The 1,312-nt window shown below is 45.3% G+C and carries 1 protein-coding gene; it reads right to left on the bottom strand.

The window, feature by feature from the left end:
* Positions 1–209: 209 nt before the first annotated feature.
* Positions 210–1,244 carry an IS110 family transposase gene (locus tag KUL49_RS20700; RefSeq protein ID WP_131138459.1) on the bottom strand — a complete coding sequence of 345 codons (1,035 nt, stop codon included), beginning with the start codon at positions 1,242–1,244 and terminating at the stop codon, positions 210–212.
* Positions 1,245–1,312 lie beyond the last annotated feature (68 nt).

The following is a 1,312-nucleotide window of genomic DNA, read 5'->3' as shown; positions in this document are numbered from 1 at the left end:
TGTATGGTCCGCCTCGTTATTGCAACAATAAATGTCGATAACGGGGTTGGTTATGCGCTAATGTATTCGGAGTCTGATTAGGCGCTTTCGCAACCTGCTCCACGATGAGATCCGCGCTGGATTATCCTCAAAAAACCGAAAGCTTCTGTGAGCTGTTTTTTATGTCAGGTTTTAATCCAGTGGTTCTACCGTTTTCGTCATCATATTTATCATTGCAAACCTGGTGCTAACGCTTTGCTATTGAATGCTTGTTTAGTTTTCATTACTGCCCATGCTATTCGTACCAGCTTGTTGGCCAGAGCGACGGTTACAACATTAAATGGCTTTGTGGCACGTAAATTAATCAGCCAATCGCCATAAATTTTGCCGGTCTTATCTGGCCTGGACATGACCGCCCTAGCAGCATGGATAAACAAGGTCCGGAGCTCTTTGTTACCCCGTTTGCTTATCCCCAGTAATTTGGGTTTACCGCCAGTCGAATACTGCGCTGGAACCAGTCCCAACCATGCCGCCATGTTTCTCCCACTTTTAAAGTCAGTGGCGCTACCGATGTTGGCAATACAAAGACTAGCTGTCATGTCTCCAATCCCCGGAATCGTTTTAAGAAGCTGACCTATCGGGTTTGATTCAACGAGTTGCTTTAGCTTTTTGTCTTGTTTCTCAATGCTCTCATTGAGAAACAGATAATAATCGTGAAGCTCCGCAAGCTCTTGCATGAGTAGGCCCGGCAATTCCTGTCGTTGCTGAGCAAGCCAGTTAAATAACCGCTTCATCACGCTATGGCCAGTTGGCAGCGCAACGCCAAACTCCAGCAGTAATGCTCCTATACGGGACATACACGCTGTCCGGTCTTTAATATAACCGTGCCTGACTTTATGAATAGCGGAAATGACTTGGGCTTCTTCTGACTTTACGCTGACAAAGCGCATGTTGGGTCTTGTTGATGCTTCGCATATTGCTTCTGCATCTATGAAATCATTTTTATTGCTTTTAACGAAGGGCTTTACATATTGCGGAGGGAGCAGTCTGACTTTGTGTCCCATCGACTCACATTGCCTGCCGAGCCAATGTGCACCGCCACAAGCCTCGAACGCGATTGTGCATGGCTGTACTTGGTGAAGAAACTGAATGAGTGCTGCGCGGGAAAACTTTTTGCGAATAATCTGATTATCAGAATAATCACGGCCTATAACATGAAAGGATGATTTGCCTAAATCGATACCAAGAACTTTAATAATAGACATGATGGTTCGCCTCTTTGATTGCCTAACTCTAAGACTAGCTTAGAGGTGAGGCGGACCATCTAATTAAA

Source organism: Alteromonas sp. KUL17 (assembly GCF_006538305.1).
Classification (GTDB): domain Bacteria; phylum Pseudomonadota; class Gammaproteobacteria; order Enterobacterales; family Alteromonadaceae; genus Alteromonas; species Alteromonas macleodii.
Note: the sequence above shows the minus strand (reverse complement) of the source record. Positions and strands in the feature narration are given on the sequence as shown.

What these genes read in the sequence shown, in the direction of transcription:
- KUL49_RS20700 (WP_131138459.1), bottom strand. Translation starts at nt 1,244, where the DNA reads ATGTCTATTATTAAAGTTCTTGGTATCGATTTAGGCAAATCATCCTTT.